Raw genomic sequence first — 19,589 nt, 5'->3', positions numbered from 1 at the left:
ATGTTATTCAGCCCAGAAGACATCGGAGCAATATGGCTAACCTTAAAACTGGCTAGCCTTGTCACACTATTACTCATCCTAATAAGTACGCCTATCGCATGGTGGCTAGCTCGAACTCAGTCTTGGCTAAAAGGGCCGATCAACGCCATTGTTGCCATGCCGCTTGTCTTACCTCCAACAGTGTTGGGGTTTTATTTGTTACTTTTTTTAGGGCCACAAGGCGCATTAGGACAATTTCTGAATCAACTCGGGTTCTCTCCACTGCCTTTTAGTTTTGCTGGCTTGGTGGTTGCTTCCATGGTGTATTCGTTGCCTTTCGTCGTTCAACCTATTCAAAATGCATTTTCTGCCATTGGCGAAGGTCCACTTGAAGCCGCCGCCACACTTCGCGCCTCACCGTGGGACAGGTTTATTCATGTGGTCATTCCATTAGCAAAGCCCGGCTATATTAGTGCAGCGGTTTTAGGCTTCGCGCATACCGTGGGTGAATTTGGCGTGGTGCTAATGATTGGTGGGAATATTCCCGACGAAACGAGGGTTATTTCCGTACAAATATACGACCATGTAGAAGCCTTAGAATACGATCAAGCACACAGCCTTTCCTTGCTGATGATTTCCTTTGCTTTTCTTGTGCTTGCCTTTTTATACAGCGTCCAAAGACGCCAGAAAAACAGCGCCATGTCGGGTGGTTTACTATGACGACTCACTCAATATCAAAAGCGTTACATGTTCGTATTGAACAACAGCGAAAAGGTACATCAGATTTTTTGCTCGACGTTGATCTACAGATTCCAAACACCGGTGTAACGGCTTTATTTGGCCCATCTGGATCAGGGAAAACCACCCTGTTACGTTGTATCGCAGGGCTGGAGAAAAAAACAAAAGGACTTGTCCGTTTAAACGATGACACGTGGCAAAATCACCAAACGTTCCTTGCACCGCACTTGCGTCCGATTGGTTACGTGTTCCAAGATGCCAATTTATTTCCGCATTTAACCGCACAAGAAAATCTGCAGTTTTCCATCAAGCGCGCCGACAAACATCAATCCGTCATTTCCTATGCAGACGTCATTCAACTCATGGGGATTGAGTCTGTGTTATCTCAATATCCAGCTCAACTTTCTGGAGGGGAACGACAGCGCGTTGCCATTGCCAGAGCGCTGCTTATTCAGCCTAAGTTACTGCTGATGGACGAACCACTGTCTGCATTGGACGATGCATTAAAGCAGGATATTCTTCCCTATTTAGAACAACTTTGTCACCGCGCAAATATCCCTATTATCTATGTCAGCCATTCATTAGACGAAGTCATTCGTTTGGCTGATTACATGATCGTTTTGGAAAAAGGCAACGTCATTGAAGAGGGTGAAATACAGACTTTGTTGGGCAAACTGGGGACCACGTTTTCAAAATACCAAGACGCAAGCGTGGTGATTACAGGCACCGTGTCACAACAAGAAGAAAAATGGGGGCTTTCATGGCTTTGCTTTAGCGATCAAACCATTGCATTTAAAAAAGGAAAAGAGCAATTAGGAAGCACTCTACGGCTGAGAATTCAATCCAAAGACGTTAGCTTGTCACTCAGTGAACATAGCGATTCAAGTATATTGAATCGCTTAACTGTGACCATTGATGACATGATCTCCGACCCAAAAGACCCAAGCATGATAATGGTCCGATTACTCGCAGGCAGTACGCCAATATTAGCGAGAATCACCACCTTGTCAGCGCATAAATTGTCTCTACAAAAAGGGCAAACTGTCATTGCTCAAATAAAATCGGTTGCCGTATTATCCTAAAGTCCACCTACCACATCAAACTAAGCGGTTTTGGCCCAAAAAGCGGCCAATTTTGGTTTTATGACTATCGACATCAATATTGAAAACACAATTCCAGCAGGCAAAGCCGACATCAGCGTAGCCGTCCATGAATTCAGGAAAGCGCCTCGCTCTAAAAAACCATGCAAGTTTATCGTCGTAACCACCGCCATAACAGATTCCATTATAATGGCCATAATCAAACCAAAAACAATATTGCGCTGCATGGAAGATAATCTAGGCAAAATAGCATTAACAAGGTGATGAACCAAATACGAAAGAATGCCACCAATCGGCGCAATACAAAGTACACATAAAGCAAAAGAAGATAACCACGCCCCCATAAAATGATCGGCAAAACCAATATTTCGCCACGTCATTAAAAAGGTTAAGGTTCCCCCCATAGCAATCACTAAACTGGCAACAATAGATATTTTCTGAACTTTTAATGACATACGTCTTCCCTCTAGGAATAGTTTGGATAAAACACTCAAAACAAATTGACAAAATCAACTATATTAAATAATGTTGACATTGTCAATTACATTGGATAAAAAAATAATGAAGAACCATGAATCTGAGTTACAAACGCTCTTAATCAGCACAATCAATGGGCTAAAAATATCCATGAAAAGCATCATGAAGGAACAAGGCATTCCCTTATCGCCTTTGTACTTTATGATTCTGAAACGCATTCACGACACCGAAAATTGCACGGCAAACTTTCTTGCGGATGTGACAGAAAAGGACAAAGGGCAAATTACAAGATTGGTCAAAGAAGTGATTGCCGAAGGGTTGGTCATAAAACGTCCCAATCCAAATGATAAACGCAGCCAGTTTTTGCAATTAACAGACAGCGGACTGACCTGTTATATGACGCTTGAAAATGCCGACAAGGCGGTATTAAAAGAAATGAGATCAGAAGTGAGCGATGAAGAATTACAGCAATTTTTGTCCGTAGGCGCAAAAATGCTAACAAAACTAAACGCCATCAACCACAAAAAAGAACGCGGATAATCATTAGATTTCCAGTGCCAATTGCGCCAAAAAATCACGCATAACCGATTCGCGGCGCTTGCCTTCGGCTTGAGCAGATACTGTATTTAAGCTATCGGCTATACGGAATAACTTATTATAAAAATGGTCGATAGAATACTGTGCATCCTCCGGCTCACGACCCTCACAAAATGGATCATCAAGTGAATAAAGCGTCCTATTTAACGTACCACTGACTTGCATACAACGCGCAATGCCGATCGCCCCCAGTGCATCCAAACGATCGGCGTCTTGTACAATTTCAGCCTCCAAGCTTTCAAGTGGCACATTAGCACTAAAACTGTGAGCTCGAATAGCGTGATGAATAGCGGGAAAATAATCGGCCGGGTATTTAATAGAGTGTAAAAAAACAATGGCTTTATCAGCGGCCAACGTCGAAGCAAGATGCCGGTCCGGATGATTTTTTGGTAACGAAACACAATCGTGCAACCATGCCGCAGGTATTACCACGGCCATATTCGCACCTTCATCCAGCGACAATTTTTTCGCCACCCTTACCACTCTATAGATATGGCTCACATCGTGCGCTACATCCGCCGCGCCTTGTGCTTCTAAAAACGCTCGACAATGGTTTTCAAATTCGCTTTCTAACGCTGACAACATCATGTTTCCAATTCATATTGAACAATTCAGACAAGCCTATATCAAATGCCATGATGAAAACACTATGGTGACATTTATAAAATGTGTGTAAAAAAACAAAAAAAAGGCTTTGATTTGATCATCAAAGCCTTTTTAAGCACTTTCTTTATGTGTACGAACTAAAAGGTATAACCCACACTGGCCATAAAGGTGATTGGATCAATATCGGCGTCAATCGTTCCGACTGTCGTGTGAACGTCGGTATTAATATCCATGTACCAAATAGAGGCATTGGCAAACCAGTTTTCTGCGAAGTTCACATCCACACCCAATTGCGCGGCCAATCCAAATGAATCATCTAAACTCACATCGGTTCCCGCCAATGTGCCTTTGCCTTTTTCATCAAAGAAAACCGTGTAGTTCAAACCTGCACCTACATAAGGTCGAATGTCACTGTTGGCTTGACCGAAATAATATTGCGCCATCACGGAAGGTGGCAGATGCGAGACTTCGGCTACTTCGCCAAGCCCTTTAGTAGAGACTTTATGAGTAAAAGGTGTCGCGGCTAGCAACTCCACACCAAACTGCTCTGTTAGCATATACGTGAGTGTTACACCAACCTGAGTGTCATTATCCAATTCCAATTCACCGGTGTTCAATACGTTATCACTGCTTTCATTTGGCATAACCGTTGCAAAACCCGCTCGGACGAATAGATCGCCGGCGTCATGAGCCAAAACCACAGAAGAGCAAAGTGTTGAAATAAGGGCAACAGGAAGTAAAGCTTTCATAATCAAATCCTTCTTTTTAATCAAACAACATGTCTGCGAATAAAAAGTAGCAGGATAAGAAATCAAACTATTAATCTAGATCAAGGTTTTACCGCCCTGTCGAACAAGCCACCAAATCCATTGACATAGGTCTGATTTTAGAACGATTCATCGCGTGGCTCGTACCATACATAAAGTCTCATTTTGAAAAATCAGTAAACTTTATTATTTTAAAAAGTAAACTAATTTACCTACTGTAAGGAAATCGTTAGACTTACGACAAAATTATCCAAATGGAATCCATTCTCATGCCAATTCTTATTGCCGTCACCCTTTTATGGGCGTTTTCCTTCAGCTTGATTGGCGTTTACCTCGCCGGCCAAGTCGATGCATGGTTCTCTGTATTAATGCGAGTCGCTCTGGCTACTGTCGTATTTTTACCTTTTTTAAAGCTTCGTGAAATTGAAGCTAAAATAGCGCTAAAACTTATGGTTTGCGGCGCGTTACAGCTTGGCATTATGTATGGCTTTTATTATCAATCCTTCCTATACCTGTCAGTTCCTGAAGTCTTGCTATTCACGGTTATGACGCCACTTTACGTCACCTTGATTAATGACATGTTAGACAAACGCTTCAATATTGGCTTTGCCGTCAGTGCGCTCGTAGCGATTCTTGGCGCTGTTGCCATTCGCTACCAAGGTATCGATGAAGGCTTCATTAAAGGCTTACTGATTGTTCAAGGTGCCAACATTTGTTTCGCAGCAGGACAAGTTGGTTATAAACGCGTCATTGCAAAAGAGCGCCCTGACCTATCTCAACGTACGGTTTTCGGCTGGTTTTTTATCGGTGCATTGGCGGTGGTTATTCCTTGCTACCTTGCGCTAGGTAACCCTGATAAATTACCGACCACCACTCTTCAATGGGGTATTTTAACTTACCTAGGTATTGTGGCTTCCGGTCTTGGTTACTTTGCTTGGAACAGAGGCGCAACCATGGTGAACGTAGGAACATTAGCGGTTGCGAATAATTTACTAATTCCCGCAGGCATTATTGTAAACGTGGTTTTCTGGAACCGCGATGCTGACATCGTTAGACTGGTCATTGGTGGCAGCATTATCTTATTGGCACTTTGGCTGAATGATAAATTCAACCAACGACTCGCTACGGCCAAAGCCGCTAATGCAAGCTAATTCATAACTTAGGTAAATCTAAGCCAAATAGAAACGCCCAGCATTGGCTGGGCGTTTTTATAATACGATGCCTAGAAAAACGTTATTCTACCAACCAAGCTTGAAATGCTTTTTTCGCCTCTCTGTCAGCTTTATTAAACCAAAACTGTAACATTTCCAGCTGGATATTAGACACTGTCGGCTTATATAAGTCGTCTGCAATCCAAATTCGCATGTCTTTGCGCGTTGCTTCATCGGATCGATTGTACCAAAACTGCATCATTTCTAACGCGACATTCGATGTTGAAATAACGGGAGCAGCAGCTGGACCATCGTTCAGAGTTGGAGTACTTTTTGCCGTTAACCGTTCGATCTCTGTAATATAGTCGCGTGTATTTTGAAACCCAGACTTCACGGGCAAAATCTGATGCTGATAATCCACCGCTTTACCACTTCGATCATCAACTAGGGTAAACGTCGGATTCTTTAAGTAAGACTCAGCCTGTTTTTGTGTCGAAATATACGGCGCTTTCACTGTAAAATAATCGTTCTTTTCAAACTGTAAATCCAATACGATGGGCTGAGATTGATACGCTTGAGTATCCCCCCCACTTCTTACTAATTTGTTAAAACGAACCACAATTTGATGCTGACCTTCATCAATGTTTACCTTAAAGTCATTACCAAATTCCCTTGCGCCTTCAAGGTCAACGTACATAATTTCAAACGACCTTGGCACTTCAAACGTCGCTGCCTGAACGGGCAAAGTCAGGACACAACTAGAAAAAACGCCACAAGCGATAATTCGATTCTTTAATTTCACAACAGACTCCTTCACGTCACAAACAGTGTAGTTTGAGAATCTAGCACACTACTTTCTTTAATCTACTGCGTGTGCCCTGTTTTTAGGCCACTTGCTGAATGTTGTCTTTTTTCATCTAACGCTAGACATACATCATTATTGTGTAATGAAAAGATACAAATAACCGCTTGAGTCTTAATGATTAATTATCAATGATAGGTGTCCTAAACAATCGCAAACAAGAACAACAATCTCTATTGACTGACGCAAGGACGCTTCGCAATATCATGTTTAACGACTCTCAAACCACCCTCAACCACAAGCTGACCCTAAGAATTATCGAGCTATCCATTGTCACTATGCTGCTCGCTCTGATCATTAGACCACTGCTCACCGAGCTTCCTGTTTCTTTTATGTGGGTTGGAATCGCCGATTTATTGACCATTTCCATTTTCTATTTTACCGTTCGATCTAATCTCTTCCCCAAATGGGAAATCGCGCTGTCTTTATTAACCGTCATTATTGTTATCACACCGATATTAGTTTTGTCTGGCGGAGTGAACAGTCAACTGGCCTTTTTTCTACCTCTGTATCCCATCATGGCGGCGTTAATTGGTGGCCATAAAGAGTCAGTTATCGTCACACTTGTTATCATTTCCGGCACGATTCTGGGCACGGTTTTTAGTGAACACATTACTGATTTAACAAACGAAATCTATTCCGAAGAAAAAACCATTGCTCGCGGTTTCTGGCTGACCATCAGCACTATTTTTAGTGCTTTTTTTGGCCGTTTTTTTCTGCAAAAATACACACAACTCACCAAACAACTGAAAGAAGAAAACATCCAAGATCCTTTAACCGGCCTTCTTAATCGCCGAGGTCTTAACCTTCAATTCAAAAGAGAGTTAGAGAAGGCAATGACATCGTCGTCCTCTTCTTTAAGCCTTATTTTGATTGATATTGATTATTTCAAAAAGATAAATGACAAATATGGGCATGACATTGGAGACGTGTGTTTAATTGAAGTCGCCAAAGTTTTATCAAGTGCTCTCAGAAAACACGACATCATCGCGCGCTTTGGTGGAGAAGAGTTCATCATCGTTCTGCCCAGTACAACCAAGAAAGAAGCTCAACTGATTGCAGAAGACCTTAACTACCTTATTACTCAAGGCAAGTTCAGTGAGTTTAGCCTTCCTCTCACCATCACATTAGGCGTCACATCGAGCCGAGAACAACACGACAATACTTTAGACATGATTAAAAGAGCAGACAAAGCCCTTTATAGAGGAAAAGACAATGGCAGGAACTGCATCGAGCTATCGGATTAGATAGCTATTCGATTTTGCAGCACCATTAAAGATACACACGATCATTCCATTGTACCGCCATGGCCGCGCCTCCTTCACCTTGTAATTTAAATCAGAAAAAACATAGAACCAACCGCATGATCTTCTGAGAACTTGCAACAACAAAGTCCTGCTCTGTCGTAAACAATGCCCTTGAATCTGCGTTCACTTGCCCTTCTTCATGAGGTAAAATTTCGTTCAAAATAGCTTTAAATTCCGCCGTCAAATCAAAGACAATTCCGATACCACCAATGACAGAATCCAAATCACTAACGTCACAAATTACAGCGTAATCAATGTACGCATTTTCACAATCGCTGTACTAAAATCGTTCAAAAAGGGACACAAAATCGTGTCCCTTTTTTCACTTCACATCGTGACATCAAAAGCGCTCATTTAATTCGACTCGCCCATTAAATCCGCTTTAATAATATAAAGCGTATTTGAATCCACCGTACTGTCGTCTAAATATTTTTGCTCTAACTTACCTTTCGTTGACCACGTCGAAAAATCATCATCATTTAATACACCAAGATGGTGTTCATCAATCACCCACAAACCTTCCATTTTATCGTGTGGGTATGAAACCGCTTTCACCATGTCGACAACCAAATGCTTACTCACCGGCTTAATGCCTTTCTCGGCCAGCGCATCCCAGCCATTTTTGTTGGCATATTGCTCTAACGTTAGGCCATCAATCATCAAGCCATGACTATCGTCTTGAGTCATTCCACTGGACAAAGCAACCGTCGACAATGGCGTGCCCGTGCTTAAATCAATACGGTACACATGCTTTTGTACATCTGGTTGAGCATTCGATGCGCCATTTGGCCCACCAAGTAAAAATCCGCCATCTCGCTCAATCACCAAAAACTGATTGGTGGTTAATGCGGCTATTTCAGAGTTTGAATTTTGCGTTTTCTCTTGACGATATAAATATTGCTCTGTGTCGCCATTGCTCAAATTCACCGATACAATTCGCGTTAAATCGCCCTTTTGAGCCGCCTTATTAGGGTTCGTCATCGCCGACTGCATGATGCCCACCAGCGTACTTTCATCTGGCGTAATCGCTAGACCCTCCATGCCTCGATTCGAACGGCGATGTTGGAACTCTGCAGGCAAATGAAACAGATCACGTGCGTCATTTTTAAAGGCGTTAATCCGGCTAATTTCCACACCATTGCTATCAAAATGAACAATGTGTGGGCCGTATTCATCACTTACCCAAAAGGTGCCGTCTTTTAACGCTACCAAGCCTTCACCGTCTAATCCGTAATCGTCTAATTTAATCGGATTCGTCACCTTGTCATAAGGTTTACTGTCGTCCATTAAAACGGGCTGACCATTAGAGTGATATGGCGTTTCCCCCGTACCACCCAACGCAGAAGTGTTCGGTAAACCAGAAATCAAACTGCCTTCAGGACGTTTGAGCAAAATACTTTTCACCATGGAAATTGAACCGTCCGTCGCCACTTCAAACAGACCAATACGTGGCGTATAGGCGGCAACAGGAAAGCTTTTCCCTTTGCCATAATCGCCGGTGTAATTTGCATTCGGACCACGGTCAGTCAACGCATAAAACTGGTTCGCTTTATTTGGGTTTGCCGTCATCGCTGAACCAAAGCCACCATTACGCACTTCAAATGGCCGATTGGTTTTGCCATCAACAAGATCCCCGCGCAACACCGAATAAGGTAACTCGCTCCCCTTCATCGGGACGTTATCCGCAAAATCGGACGTTTCATTCGGCATTGAGTTACTTGCGCAACCAGACAAAACGCCAACAGAAATCAGACTTGCCAACCAAATTTTAACCGTCATTTTCCACCCCTATAAATGTGATAGCACTGCCGTGCTTTGATTATGCTCACAATAAGGTAAAGACTGGCCATGACGATTTGATGACCTTGCAATGAATCCTCCTCATATTAAAAAAACAAAAAAAGGCCAGCAGGGGGAAGACTGCTGGCCTTTAGTATCAACATTTTGATCTAGTTATTAACCGTATCAGATCGCAAATTGATTCATCGTATTGTCTTTGCCCGACGCTTTTAGCGCCTGCGCACCAGAGAAATACTCTTTGTGATCATCGCCCATGTTAGAACCAGACATGTCTTGGTGTTTTACGCAGGCCAAGCCTTGGCGAATTTCTTTACGCTGTACTTCTTTTACGTAACCCAACATGCCCATTTCGCCGAAGTAATCTTTCGCCAAATTGTCCGTAGACAGCGCCGCCGTGTGGTACGTTGGTAAAGTAATCAAATGATGGAAGATACCCGCTTGCGCCGCGGCGTCTTTTTGGAAGCAGCGAATGCGTTCGTCCGCTTCTGCAGACAATGGTGTATTGTCGTAATCTTGAGACATCAGTTGCTCGCGCTGGTATTCCGCTACGCTTTTGCCTTCTGCTAACCAAGCATCGAACACTTGCTGACGGAAATTAAGCGTCCAGTTAAACGACGGACTGTTGTTGTAAACCAATTTCGCATTCGGCATCACGTCACGAATACGATTCACGATAGAAGCGATCTGACCAATGTGCGGTTTTTCGGTTTCTATCCACAACAAATCCGCGCCATTTTGCAACGAATTGATGCAGTCTAATACCACGCGGTCTTCACCGGTATTCGGTTTGAAGCGCACCAAACCATTGGCTAAACGCGTCGGTTTGATCAAACGATCGCCCAATTTGATCGCCATATCGCCAGACTTCATTTGCTCAAGAGACGTCACTTCTTCGCCATCGATAAACGCATTGTACTGTTCAGCCAAATCGCCTTCGCTTTGTGACACAGGGATTTTCTGCGTTAAGCCAGCGCCCAAAGAATCGGTACGCGCTACGATCACGCCATCGTCTACACCTAGCTCTAAAAAGGCGTAACGCACCGCGTTAATTTTCGCCAAGAAATCTTCATGTGGCACGGTTACTTTGCCGTCTTGGTGACCACACTGTTTGGCATCGGACACTTGGTTTTCAATTTGAATACAGCACGCGCCCGCTTCAATCATTTTTTTCGCCAACAAATACGTCGCTTCTTCGTTACCAAAGCCAGCATCGATATCCGCAATAATCGGCACGACGTGTGTTTCGAAGTTATCGATGCTCTGCTGAGCTGCTTGCTCACGTACTTGATCGCCCGCTTCCCTTGCGTCGTCCATTTCTTTGAATAAGTGCTGAAGTTCACGGCCGTCGGCTTGCTTCAAGAAGGTGTACAATTCTTCGATCAACGCTGGAACCGAGGTTTTCTCATGCATGGATTGATCTGGCAACGGACCAAACTCAGACCGCATTGCCGCCACCATCCAGCCTGACAAGTACAAATAACGGCTACGAGTCGTGCCAAAATGTTTCTTAATCGAAATCATTTTTTGTTGGCCGATAAAACCATGCCAGCAACCTAATGATTGAGTGTAATTCGCCGGATCCTTGTCGTAGCTTGCCATGTCTTCACGCATGATTTTAGCCGTGTATTTAGCAATGTCTAAACCTGTATTAAAGCGGTTCTGCAATTGCATTCTCGCCACAAATTCAGGGTTCATCGCTGCCCATGTTGGACCTTGTTGATTAATCGTGTTGCTTGCTTGCTGAGTTTTATTTTTGTAGTTTTGCATGCTTTTTCTCACTTTTAGGTTGTCTAAATTAATCGGTTTTAAACGTGTTTATTCTCAATATTGTTCATTCATTGCTTTAGCCCGCTTCCTTCACCTGAACGCGGTAAGCATGAAGCAAGGGTTCGGTATAGCCGTTCGGCTGAATAACCCCTTTGTAAATCAAGTCTTGCGCCGCTTTAAACGCGATGCTAGATGACGCGGTATTCTTCGAGTCATGAGACATCATCGGGCGATAGCCTTCGGTGTTTTTATTTTGCTCATCAACGATCACCGCCATGCGCAACATCACCTCGTCGACTTGCGCTTTATGACAAATGCCATGCAGTAACCAATTCGCCAAATGCTGGCTGGATATGCGCAACGTCGCACGGTCTTCCATCAAACCGACATTATTAATATCCGGTACTTTGGAACACCCCACGCCAGCTTCAACCCAGCGGACTACGTAGCCCAATAATCCTTGTACGTTGTTCTCGATTTCTCGTTCAATCACTTGACTCGACAAGGTCAAGTTATGAGGAATCGTCGGTATGCTGAGCACATCTTTAAGACTTGCTGGCGGACGCGATTTAATACGCGCCTGTACGTCAAACACATTCACTTGGTGATAATGCAAAGCATGTAAGGTCGCTGCGGTTGGCGAAGGCACCCAAGCCGTATTTGCGCCCGATTTAGGGTGCGCAATTTTCGCAGTCATCATTGCGGCCATTTCATCTGGCATCGCCCACATGCCTTTGCCAATTTGCGCTCTGCCCGGTAAGCCACACTGCAAACCAATGTCGACATTGCGATTTTCGTATGCTTGGATCCAAGGTTGCGTTTTGATCTGATCTTTTGGCAAAAATGGACCGGCTTGCATGCTGGTATGAATTTCGTCTCCTGTACGATCCAAAAAGCCAGTATTGATGAAAAACACGCGCGATTTGGCTTGGCGAATACACTCTTTCAAGTTCACTGTCGTGCGACGTTCTTCGTCCATAATGCCAATCTTGATGGTGTTTTCTGGCAAGCCCAACATTTGTTCAACACGGCCAAACAAATGACAGCTAAACGCCACTTCGTCTGGGCCATGCATTTTAGGTTTCACCACATAAATGCTGTCTGTTCGGCTATTTCGCATGCCTTCTGTACGCCCTAAATCCAACGCACCAATTAACACCGTCACCACCGCATCCATGATGCCTTCTGGTACAAAATTGCCCAGTTCGTCCTGCATCAAATCGCATTCCATCAAATGACCAACATTACGAACCAACAACAAAGAGCGACCATGTAAACGATATTCTTTGTTATCCAAGTCTGTGAAACAGCGATCTGGATTCATCCGACGGGTTTGCACTTGGCCGCCTTTTTCAAAATTGGCTTCTAATGTGCCTTGCATTAAACCCAACCAATTACGGTAAACTTCGATTTTGTCTTCCGCATCTACTGCGGCAACCGAATCTTCACAATCAATAATGGTGCTTAACGCCGACTCAATAACGATGTCGTTAATGTTCGCTTTGTCTTTCGCACCGTTTTGGCCATTTCGATCAAACTGGATCTCGACATGCAAACCATTATTCTTCAGTAGTACGGCTTCTGGTTCACTACGCTGACCATTGACCGCCACCAGCTGACAAGGTTCTTTCAAACCGACCTGGCTTCCGTCATCAAAAAATGCCAACAAATGGTGGTAATAAACCACGTAGCTGTTCACGTCTTTATGGGAACCAGATTCCAGCGGAAACACCTCATCCAAAAACGCTTTGGCTTTCGCAATCACCTGCTCGCCACGAGCGGGGTTATAGCCTTTATTTGTTTCTAATCCCGCCGTTTTTGCGATCACGTCTGTGCCATAAAAAGCATCGTACAAACTGCCCCAACGTGCATTCGCCGCATTCAATGCAAATCGTGCATTCTTAACAGGCACAACCAATTGAGGTCCGGCCAACGTGGCGATTTCCGCGTCTACGTTTTCTGTCGTAATGGTGAAGTCATCTCCTTCTTCAACCAAATAACCGATATCGCGCAAAAAATGTTCGTACGATTGGGCGTCGACAGCCTTGTCTTTTTGAGCAAGATGCCACTGGTCAATCTGCTGCTGCATAACATCGCGGGTTGCCAATAGTTGGCGATTAATCGGCGCCAGATCAGAGATCAATTGCTCTAAATCTTGCCAAAACTTTGTGGGTTCAATCGTATGAAGGGGAAGCACTTCTTCATTGATGAAGTTACAAAACCCTGGGTGGATCACACTGTTATTTTTAGGTAAGGGCATACTCATCTCGCTTTCCTTCTTTAGGGAACATTATTCTTGTCTTTATCAAAGTAGCGGTCGGGCTAACTGTTTTAAAACCGTTCCCGTTTGCTTGATTTATAGTCTATGCCCAACTAAGCTAAAATTTCACAATAAGAATTACACAGTGTAAATTTTACAAAAATGAAAAATAAAAATAGCTTAAATCGCAAAGCCCATTTTTTGGGTACAAAGATCCGCAACCTCCGTAAACGCAACCGTTTGACGATGGAAGACCTATCGGCGAGATGCATAAAAGTCGACGCCGAATCCGCGCCATCTGTGTCCTATTTATCGATGATAGAAAGAGGAAAACGCATTCCTAGCGAAGACGTTTTGGAGGTTATTGCCAGCGTTTTCCAAAAAAATGTCGAATGGTTTCTGGACGATATTCCAGAAGAAGACGCCATTACACCGTCAAAAGGATCCGGTGGTGGCATCAGTGGCATGGCACTGGAACCGAATTTCTTGTTCTCGAAAGAGATATTGCAAATCGCCATTCCCGAGATGCTCTCTCAGACCGGCACCAGTGGCCGCCAATTTGCTCACTTGCTCATTCGTGCCCACCAAGAACACCATCAAAATCATTTCCCTGACTTAGAACGCGCCGCCGAAGATGTGGGGTTAAAACGCCTGCCATTAAGCCTGGATGACATCGTCGCCATCACCAAACAAATGGGATTGCAGATTAAATGGTTTCGTAAAACACCATTGTCTGTTTTGGAAAGCATGGGCATTGACCAAAGCCATGTTGTGACGTCTTTTTTTGATCCGCCAAGCACGATTTACATCAACCAAATAATGAAATCCCAACCGCAGCGTTTGAAATACAATCTTGCGGTACACATTGGCCATACGGTCTTACACGACAAAGACGGCATGAAAAATGTGTTGGTCACCGGACGAAATGAAATTTCACCTCTGCAAGCTCAACACTCCAAAATGCAATCCTCTGGCATGGACGCACAAGACATTCTGCACGCGTGGCGCGACTTCGAGTGCAGCTTTTTTGCGGGTGCGTTGCTTTGCCCTAAAATACCGTTTCGGCACATGCTGGATCGCAATGGTTACGAGATCAACACAGCACAATTGGCAGGCGTTTCTGAATCCGTTGCCATGCGCAGAATGACCGCCACCTCCCCTTACCCTCATTGGCATTATTTCGACGCTTACGCACCGGGAAAACTCAAAGCGGTTTACCGTGGCAATGGCATTCCTCTGCCGTGGGGAAACATGAGCATGGTGGAAGACCCTTGTCAGCATTGGGCGGTTTTCCGAAAAATCAGCGAGCCGAGCACGGGCTCATCGGCGCAAATATCCATTCTTAATGTCGGAGACGAACCGCGTATTTACGCGTGCGAATCCATAAAGGTGCAAGATCTCGCGGGCAACAGCCATGTATTGTGTTCTGGTATTGACCTCAACCCAGCGATCAACGCACAAGGCAAAGACGCCATTTCGATTGCCGATGACTTAAAACAAGCTTGTGTCACTGGTGGTGGATCGTCTCATATTCCGAAAAACATTAAGAAAGACCTGATGAGCGTGGCGAAAATCCTCAATATCAACTGGGTTGAACGCGGCATAGAAAGCGACGCTCGGCTGATCTGCTCACGCGGTGCCGTTTGCCCAAGATCACCAAGTTGTTACAAGCAATGTGAAGGGCATTAATCGCATTCAATAACCATCGTGAAGAACAAAACCTTGTGGCATTTACTTGCGTCATGGACATCGTTTGCGAAAACACCACAGGTTTTTTGTTCGCGCCAACGGCATACAATAGAAATCATATTGAAATGTGTGTCATTTAAGGTTGCTTGTTTATAAAACAAACAAATGAGAACCAATTTCATCTTCTACCTAATGCCAGCCAACGTGAAAAAAACTAACGAAAAACAGGCCATAAGCGCACTTAACGGAAGCGTTTTTGTAAATAAAAAACATCGCCACACCTCTTTGACAGGAAATTGACATTTATCCGCAATCAACCCTATCGAAAAAAGCCTACAAGTATTAAAATCTGCGCAAATCCCCAACCCCTTCGTTAAGGATCTTTAATGACTTTGTCGACCAGTCAGTCAACTAATGTCGTAGTTGTTAGTAACTCTTCTGATAATCCATTTGCCATCGACATTGCCTATGCAATGGGACAGTACGATGATATCGCTGATTTGATCAGTATGAAGCAGTTCATGAACTCTGAATTTTGTCCTCGATTTATTTCTGACGAGGCGGACTTCGATAAAATTGGCCGCAAACTAAAGGGTAAATCTGTCATTATTGTCAGTACTGGCAGTCATGTAAAAAGCCGCCAAGAACTCGCCATGTCGAACTTTATCATCGCCCGTGCCGCCAAAGAAAACGGCGCCGCTCGCGTGATCTTGGTGGAGCCAGATCTGTTCTACAGTGCACAAGATCGCGGCCCGCACCTTAGTTTAGGCGAAACCAGTTTTGAACGTGATATTAAGGACGTTAAGAAATTTGACGGTCAACCTTTCACCGCAAAACTGTACGCGCAAATGCTTAAGTTATCGGGTGTCGACACCGTGATGACGATCCATAACCATTCTGATTCTGTACAAAAAATCTTTACTGAAGTCTTCGAAGGCGATTTCCACAATCTAATCCCGTATGAAATCTACGCGCACTATTTGCTAAATTCAGATATTTTGCATTACGGCGAAGACGGCGAAGGCCTTGTATTGTGTGCACCAGACAAAGGCGCGCGTGATTTCGTAAAAGAAATGTACAAAACACTTGGCCTGAAAAAAGCCAAGTTCATCATGCTCGACAAAGAACGCACCAACGAACGTAAAGTTGAAATTACGCTGCATAAAGAAAGCGAACACACATTCGACGGCTTAGACGGTGCCAGCATTGTCTTATTCGACGACATGGTTCGCACAGGCTCTACCGTGGTGAAATCTTGCCAATTCTTAAAGCAGATTAATCCTCAACGCATGGTGTTTGCTGTATCGCACTTTTATGCCAGCGACGAAGGCCGTGAAAGAATGGCGCACCCTGCATTGGGCGAAATTTTAACGTTAAATACCCTGCCTACGATTTTGAACCGTGATGAACAAGGCCGTTTACGTAAGAAGATGGTCGTTCTGAAAGTGGAAAAATGGCTTGCTCAAGAGCTGTGTAACATTCTCGACTTGCCACAAACCCACGAGCAAAACCCATACAAAATCGATATGTCATCGAAAAACCCTCGCTTCAAACGCAAAATTTGGTTCAGCGAAGAGTTGCACGAACTGCAACCTAAATAACAAAAAAGCCGCCCAATATCAGACTATTGGGTGGCTTTATGATTCTATCAATACCGTCAGTTCAATCACTCAACTTTCCATTGCCGCGCCTAATCATTAAGCACGGAAGGCTAGCAACAGAATGTCTTTAATTTTTCGGTCAATTTCAACACCGGCAGTTTCAAAGTCAGCTCTCTCTACTCTGTACAAGAAAGGCTGAACGCTTCGCAGTTTTTTAATGGCATGCGGATCTTCGGCTAGCAAAACGGCGACATAAGAAAACGCATCATAATAAGGGAACGCTTGCTCTTTCAATGCATTCAAATATGAGTCAACGCTCTCTTCACCGAACACTTGTTTGATTGCGGTAATCGCGCCAAATACAGCAACGCCTTCACACAGCGCAGGCTTTTTCGCGCCTTCTGAACCAATTGGGTACAAACCTCGTACCATTTCTTGAATCACGTCGGCCAGCAACATGACATCATTGGTGAATACGCGGACAGGCATCTGGATCTTGTAACGGTGTGGCTCGTTCACATGAGCAAATACCGCACCTGGTTTTGCGATATCATCACGCACTTCAAAACCATCAAACGTGGCATCATCTACTGCTTCACCAAAAAGAAACTCAACCGCCGGCAACCAAGCCGCGCGAAGTTTCTCTAACTTATTAACCTCTGTTGAGTAAGTGTCTGCCACAACCTCATCCTTATATATTCTGAAAGATACAGAGTGCTAGACTCGCCGTCATAAACACGCTTTTAGATAGGCGAACTTTACCATATTGAAGAAGATCAAACAGGGAAAATTCGCGGCAAAAAGCATCAACAATGCGAGGAACGCCCTACATAGATCAATGAAACTTAGGAATAAATAAAACGGTTCACGCCGTAAAAAGGCTTAACGTAGCTGGCTGTCTTTGCTTCCCGCTCGATTATACAGCGCCGTTCGACCTGTCAGATTGACATTGAATGCACAAACGCACACCTGAAATAGCCTTGCGGCGAGACTCAGGAATGACCGCGTCGCATTCCTCACAATGGGTCAGGCTTTCGCCTTTTGGCATACTGTTTTTCGCTCGCTCCACTTCGGAGTCCACTGTCGCGTCTATTTGATCTTGCACCGCACCATCTTGCGCCCAACCACTAGCCATATTAAATCCTCTTAGCTTCTATCAAAAGTAGCCCATTGCTCACTTTTAGGCATAACTTATTTGTATTAGGAGTCAATGATTCAAGACAAGGCCATTTTAACCCCATGCTGTGCATGGATTTCTGTCGTGTCGTATAAATGCACGTTGGTATCCGTTTGCTTGATAAGCAAGGCGATTTCTGTGCAACCTAATATGACGGCTTGAGCGCCTTTTTTATGGAGCTTGTCGATGATGTTTCTGTAGTGATGTTTAGATTCATCGTTAATCACGCCGAGGCACAGTTCGTTGTAAATGATGTCGTGAACAATAGTTTGATCCTCTGCATTCGGAACCACAACCTCTATGCCAAATTTGTCCGTCAATCGCCCCTTATAAAAGTCTTGTTCCATAGTAAATCGGGTGCCGAGCAAACCCACTTTAGTAATACCATCTAGAATCAAGTTTTGCGCGGTTGCATCTGCTATATGCAAGATAGGAATATCGATGTTGGTTTGAATGTCAGGAGCAACTTTATGCATGGTATTGGTACAAATCATGAGGAAGTCGGCGCCAGCCTGCTCTAGCGACTTTGCTGCTTTGGATAATATGTCCGCCGTCTCCGCCCATTTACCTTGGTGCTGTAACGTTTCAATGTCAGCAAAGTCGACACTGTACAAAACAATCTTAGCGGAATGCAGGCCGCCCAATTCCTCTTTAATGCCTTCATTAAGCGCCTTGTAGTAACTGGCGGTTGATTCCCAGCTCATTCCTCCTAACATGCCAATCGTTTTCATTTTATTCTCCCAAAAAGTGGTGTTTAAGAATCAATATAACAAAGCCTTGTGTGGAATAAGAGAGACAAAAGAAGTCATAAAAATCCGCCTTCTGTATTGTTTATTTCTCTCGAAGTTGAAAAAAACGTTCACTTTTGACCGTATCATTCAATTTATCCTTTCTTCGGCTATGTTAGAATCTTCCATTCCAGCCGCAAGAGCGGTGGTTTAGAGAAGGCCGTTTTATTTGGGCTCTTCACACTCATTTTCTTGGAGATTACATTATGCGTTTATCTACGCTAAAAATGGGATTAGCCGCACTGATTGCTGTCATTCCCGCTCTTGCATTGGCTCACCCTGGTCACGAACACACAACAAGCTTTATGACTGGTTTTATGCACCCTATGGGTGGCTTGGATCATTTATTGGCGATGTTGGCGATTGGTCTTTGGGCGGCAAGCCTTGGCGGACGCCCATTATGGGCGGTGCCTGCAGCATTTGTTGGTACTATGTTGATCGGCGGCGGTTTATCCGTGGCTGGCATTCAAGTGCCTTTTATCGAGCAAGGCATTGTTTTGTCCGTGGTTCTAATGGGCGTATTGTTAGTGGGTGCCGCACGATTCCCTGTTGCGGTTTGCGCTGGTATTGCGGCTTTGTTTGCTGTTTTCCACGGTGCGGCTCATGGCTTAGAAATGCCACTTAATGCAAATGGTGCAGAATACGCACTTGGTTTTGCGGCTGCGACGGCGTTATTGCACGTTGTTGGTATCGGTTTTGGCTCTGCCATTGCTCGCTTCCAAGCACCTATCGTGACTCGCGTTACTGGCAGCTTAATTGCCGTAGCGGGATTGTTTCTAGCAATCGCCTAGTTTCAGCTTAGTCATGGGGCTTCCGTTCTAAACGAAGCTCTGTGACTGTACTTTCTATTCCGTCGTCTTGCTCACGGTCTATTACATTTCACACTTACTCCCTGTCATTTCGCTCATTTTTTGCACATTTAA

At 44.2% G+C, this 19,589-nt stretch carries 19 protein-coding genes; 8 read left to right on the top strand and 11 right to left on the bottom strand.

Annotated elements, in window-relative coordinates; genetic code table 11:
• A complete protein-coding gene (gene modB, locus D104_RS33810; protein WP_024025107.1) occupies positions 1–699 on the top strand; it encodes a molybdate ABC transporter permease subunit in 699 nt (232 codons plus the stop codon).
• Entirely contained in the window at positions 696–1,799 is a 1,104-nt protein-coding gene (modC, locus tag D104_RS33805; RefSeq protein ID WP_024025106.1) for a molybdenum ABC transporter ATP-binding protein, read from the top strand. Before modB ends, modC begins: the two co-directional genes overlap by 4 nt.
• 20 nt (positions 1,800–1,819) lie before the next feature.
• Here the strand turns inward: modC and D104_RS33800 are convergent, their stop codons facing one another.
• Positions 1,820–2,272, bottom strand: coding sequence for a DUF2798 domain-containing protein (locus D104_RS33800; protein WP_024025105.1), 453 nt, complete (start codon positions 2,270–2,272; stop codon positions 1,820–1,822).
• A 106-nt stretch (positions 2,273–2,378) separates the two neighbouring features.
• On the opposite strand from D104_RS33800, the gene D104_RS33795 reads away from it, so the two are divergent.
• On the top strand, positions 2,379–2,834 hold the full coding sequence (locus tag D104_RS33795; protein ID WP_024025104.1) for a MarR family winged helix-turn-helix transcriptional regulator: 456 nt from the start codon (positions 2,379–2,381) through the stop codon (positions 2,832–2,834).
• Between the two features lie 3 nt (positions 2,835–2,837).
• Here D104_RS33795 and D104_RS33790 read toward each other — a convergent pair whose 3' ends face one another.
• Together D104_RS33790 and D104_RS33785 are read right to left on the bottom strand one after the other, a co-directional pair.
• Positions 2,838–3,479, bottom strand: coding sequence for an HD domain-containing protein (locus tag D104_RS33790; RefSeq protein WP_235075951.1), 642 nt, complete (start codon positions 3,477–3,479; stop codon positions 2,838–2,840).
• Positions 3,480–3,634: 155 nt separating this feature from the next.
• Complete coding sequence (locus D104_RS33785) at positions 3,635–4,246, bottom strand: OmpW family outer membrane protein (protein ID WP_024025102.1); 612 nt, start codon at positions 4,244–4,246, stop codon at positions 3,635–3,637.
• 287 nt (positions 4,247–4,533) lie between these two features.
• Between D104_RS33785 and D104_RS33780 the strand changes: the two genes are divergently transcribed.
• Positions 4,534–5,415: a carboxylate/amino acid/amine transporter gene (locus D104_RS33780; RefSeq protein WP_031215260.1), complete on the top strand. Its 882-nt coding sequence runs from the start codon at positions 4,534–4,536 to the stop codon at positions 5,413–5,415.
• A gap of 82 nt (positions 5,416–5,497) precedes the next feature.
• Here D104_RS33780 and D104_RS33775 read toward each other — a convergent pair whose 3' ends face one another.
• Positions 5,498–6,217: a YccT family protein gene (locus tag D104_RS33775; RefSeq protein WP_024025100.1), complete on the bottom strand. Its 720-nt coding sequence runs from the start codon at positions 6,215–6,217 to the stop codon at positions 5,498–5,500.
• A gap of 266 nt (positions 6,218–6,483) precedes the next feature.
• Between D104_RS33775 and D104_RS33770 the strand changes: the two genes are divergently transcribed.
• The gene (locus tag D104_RS33770) at positions 6,484–7,524 is read left to right on the top strand and encodes a GGDEF domain-containing protein (RefSeq protein WP_031215259.1); all 1,041 of its coding nucleotides are present in this window, start codon (positions 6,484–6,486) and stop codon (positions 7,522–7,524) included.
• A 91-nt stretch (positions 7,525–7,615) separates the two neighbouring features.
• On the opposite strand, the gene D104_RS33765 is transcribed toward D104_RS33770, so the two are convergent.
• From D104_RS33765 to D104_RS33750, 4 genes are all read right to left on the bottom strand, one after another.
• On the bottom strand, positions 7,616–7,807 hold the full coding sequence (locus D104_RS33765) for a hypothetical protein (RefSeq protein WP_024025098.1): 192 nt from the start codon (positions 7,805–7,807) through the stop codon (positions 7,616–7,618).
• A 131-nt stretch (positions 7,808–7,938) separates the two neighbouring features.
• Positions 7,939–9,363: an esterase-like activity of phytase family protein gene (locus tag D104_RS33760; protein WP_024025097.1), complete on the bottom strand. Its 1,425-nt coding sequence runs from the start codon at positions 9,361–9,363 to the stop codon at positions 7,939–7,941.
• 186 nt (positions 9,364–9,549) lie between these two features.
• The gene (locus tag D104_RS33755; protein WP_024025096.1) at positions 9,550–11,151 is read right to left on the bottom strand and encodes an isocitrate lyase; all 1,602 of its coding nucleotides are present in this window, start codon (positions 11,149–11,151) and stop codon (positions 9,550–9,552) included.
• A 76-nt stretch (positions 11,152–11,227) separates the two neighbouring features.
• Positions 11,228–13,417: a malate synthase G gene (locus D104_RS33750; protein ID WP_024025095.1), complete on the bottom strand. Its 2,190-nt coding sequence runs from the start codon at positions 13,415–13,417 to the stop codon at positions 11,228–11,230.
• A 156-nt stretch (positions 13,418–13,573) separates the two neighbouring features.
• On the opposite strand from D104_RS33750, the gene D104_RS33745 reads away from it, so the two are divergent.
• Together D104_RS33745 and D104_RS33735 are read left to right on the top strand one after the other, a co-directional pair.
• Positions 13,574–15,100: a DUF3612 domain-containing protein gene (locus D104_RS33745; protein WP_024025094.1), complete on the top strand. Its 1,527-nt coding sequence runs from the start codon at positions 13,574–13,576 to the stop codon at positions 15,098–15,100.
• 386 nt (positions 15,101–15,486) lie between these two features.
• Entirely contained in the window at positions 15,487–16,701 is a 1,215-nt protein-coding gene (locus D104_RS33735; protein ID WP_024025092.1) for a phosphoribosyltransferase family protein, read from the top strand.
• Between the two features lie 96 nt (positions 16,702–16,797).
• On the opposite strand, the gene D104_RS33730 is transcribed toward D104_RS33735, so the two are convergent.
• The 3 genes from D104_RS33730 to D104_RS33720 form a co-directional block, all read right to left on the bottom strand.
• Positions 16,798–17,382 carry a hypothetical protein gene (locus D104_RS33730; RefSeq protein ID WP_024025091.1) on the bottom strand — a complete coding sequence of 195 codons (585 nt, stop codon included), beginning with the start codon at positions 17,380–17,382 and terminating at the stop codon, positions 16,798–16,800.
• Positions 17,383–17,617: 235 nt separating this feature from the next.
• A complete protein-coding gene (locus D104_RS33725) occupies positions 17,618–17,836 on the bottom strand; it encodes a DksA/TraR family C4-type zinc finger protein (RefSeq protein WP_456085357.1) in 219 nt (72 codons plus the stop codon).
• 80 nt (positions 17,837–17,916) lie between these two features.
• Entirely contained in the window at positions 17,917–18,609 is a 693-nt protein-coding gene (locus D104_RS33720; RefSeq protein WP_024025090.1) for an aspartate/glutamate racemase family protein, read from the bottom strand.
• Positions 18,610–18,872: 263 nt separating this feature from the next.
• On the opposite strand from D104_RS33720, the gene D104_RS33715 reads away from it, so the two are divergent.
• A complete protein-coding gene (locus D104_RS33715) occupies positions 18,873–19,457 on the top strand; it encodes a HupE/UreJ family protein (RefSeq protein ID WP_024025089.1) in 585 nt (194 codons plus the stop codon).
• Positions 19,458–19,589 lie beyond the last annotated feature (132 nt).

This window comes from Marinomonas profundimaris (assembly GCF_000508165.1).
In the GTDB taxonomy this organism is placed as follows: Bacteria; Pseudomonadota; Gammaproteobacteria; order Pseudomonadales; family Marinomonadaceae; genus Marinomonas; species Marinomonas profundimaris.
The sequence above is the reverse complement of the archived record's forward strand: the minus strand, read 5'-3'. Positions and strand labels throughout refer to the sequence as shown.

Coding starts and splice junctions, on each gene's coding strand:
- modB (WP_024025107.1), top strand. CDS start 1: ATGTTATTCAGCCCAGAAGACATCGGAGCAATATGGCTAACCTTAAAA.
- modC (WP_024025106.1), top strand. CDS start 696: ATGACGACTCACTCAATATCAAAAGCGTTACATGTTCGTATTGAACAA.
- D104_RS33800 (WP_024025105.1), bottom strand. CDS start 2,272: ATGTCATTAAAAGTTCAGAAAATATCTATTGTTGCCAGTTTAGTGATT.
- D104_RS33795 (WP_024025104.1), top strand. CDS start 2,379: ATGAAGAACCATGAATCTGAGTTACAAACGCTCTTAATCAGCACAATC.
- D104_RS33790 (WP_235075951.1), bottom strand. CDS start 3,479: ATGATGTTGTCAGCGTTAGAAAGCGAATTTGAAAACCATTGTCGAGCG.
- D104_RS33785 (WP_024025102.1), bottom strand. CDS start 4,246: ATGAAAGCTTTACTTCCTGTTGCCCTTATTTCAACACTTTGCTCTTCT.
- D104_RS33780 (WP_031215260.1), top strand. CDS start 4,534: ATGCCAATTCTTATTGCCGTCACCCTTTTATGGGCGTTTTCCTTCAGC.
- D104_RS33770 (WP_031215259.1), top strand. CDS start 6,484: ATGTTTAACGACTCTCAAACCACCCTCAACCACAAGCTGACCCTAAGA.
- D104_RS33760 (WP_024025097.1), bottom strand. CDS start 9,363: ATGACGGTTAAAATTTGGTTGGCAAGTCTGATTTCTGTTGGCGTTTTG.
- D104_RS33755 (WP_024025096.1), bottom strand. CDS start 11,151: ATGCAAAACTACAAAAATAAAACTCAGCAAGCAAGCAACACGATTAAT.
- D104_RS33750 (WP_024025095.1), bottom strand. CDS start 13,417: ATGAGTATGCCCTTACCTAAAAATAACAGTGTGATCCACCCAGGGTTT.
- D104_RS33745 (WP_024025094.1), top strand. CDS start 13,574: ATGAAAAATAAAAATAGCTTAAATCGCAAAGCCCATTTTTTGGGTACA.
- D104_RS33735 (WP_024025092.1), top strand. CDS start 15,487: ATGACTTTGTCGACCAGTCAGTCAACTAATGTCGTAGTTGTTAGTAAC.
- D104_RS33725 (WP_456085357.1), bottom strand. CDS start 17,836: ATGGCTAGTGGTTGGGCGCAAGATGGTGCGGTGCAAGATCAAATAGAC.
- D104_RS33720 (WP_024025090.1), bottom strand. CDS start 18,609: ATGAAAACGATTGGCATGTTAGGAGGAATGAGCTGGGAATCAACCGCC.
- D104_RS33715 (WP_024025089.1), top strand. CDS start 18,873: ATGCGTTTATCTACGCTAAAAATGGGATTAGCCGCACTGATTGCTGTC.